This is a genomic window from Mesorhizobium sp. M0898, from assembly GCF_040319695.1.
Taxonomy (GTDB): domain Bacteria; phylum Pseudomonadota; class Alphaproteobacteria; order Rhizobiales; family Rhizobiaceae; genus Mesorhizobium.
This window is the reverse complement of record NZ_JAMYOE010000134.1, coordinates 1-1,016: the sequence shown is the minus strand read 5'-3', so window position 1 is coordinate 1,016 and position 1,016 is coordinate 1. Positions and strand designations below refer to the sequence as shown.

General features: G+C 58.8%; 1 protein-coding gene. It reads right to left on the bottom strand.

Going from position 1 to position 1,016, the window contains the following annotated elements:
- Positions 1–278 precede the first annotated feature (278 nt).
- A partial coding sequence (locus NKH90_RS34570) for an IS110 family RNA-guided transposase (RefSeq protein WP_352823793.1) occupies positions 279–1,016 on the bottom strand: 738 nt, incomplete at its 5' end.

Genomic DNA, 1,016 nt, shown 5'->3' with positions numbered 1-1,016 from the left:
TTTGTCCATGGCGAAACCTTTCAGGGTGCTTCATCGGTATCCAAAGTCTGAGCCATTTCGCTCGACGCGGCACGTTTCCGTTGCCGTTTCAAACTCACATACGGTCGCCGTCTCGTTCGGCTGCACCACTATCCCGCTTGCGTTGCGGCAAAGGCTCAGGAGAACGAGTCCATTCTAAAGCGCGGCATTTGAAGCCAAACTTTGAGGCGGTTCGCTCACCTGGATCCGCCAGGGTTGATCAGCCCTGGGAGATTGCTGTTCTGGGTTCCGGTCGGCCGTCACGCGCTCTTCATGACGGCCCCTTCGATCAGGATGCCGAACGCCGCGTACTTCCACAGCGCCACCAGCAGCTTGCGCGCCAGGGCAACGATCGTGCTCCGTTTCAGCCGACCCCCATTTGATTGAACCCGCTGAGCAAACCAACGGCTGAGTGCCGAATGCGGCTGGTTCCGCAGCCACAACCACGCGAGCTGGATCATCGTCGTGCGCAGCCGTGGATTGCCCGCTTTCGATACGCCTTGCTCACGATCAATGGTTCCGCTTTGCCACGGCGTGGGTGCCAATCCTGCGTAGGCGGCGACTTGGCGTCGGTTGTCAAAATGGCGAGAGAACCCTTCGGCCCAGAGGATAGCGGCGAACTCCGGTCCAATCCCTTTGAGAGCACTCAGCACGGCCGCAGGTCCAGGCGCTGTATGTGGAGCATCCTTTGTGGCGGACATCATTGCATCGCGCTCCTGTTCCACAGCGGCGATATGCTGAAGCAACAGTTCAAGGCGATCAAGTTCACGATCTATTTGAGCCTTTAGGTGCCGAGGCAACTGGCGGCCATCGCCTGTCACCAGACCGTCGAGTCGTTTGCGCCGATCCTTCCGAAGCGGCTCGTAACCGCTGATGCCTTGGGCAAATAGCAGACCCTTGATACGATTGACGTGCTCCACCCTTTCCGCAATCAGGACCTTGCGTTCCCTGCAAATGCGACGCCGATCTTCGTTATCCGGACTTGGCGCCTTCACCAT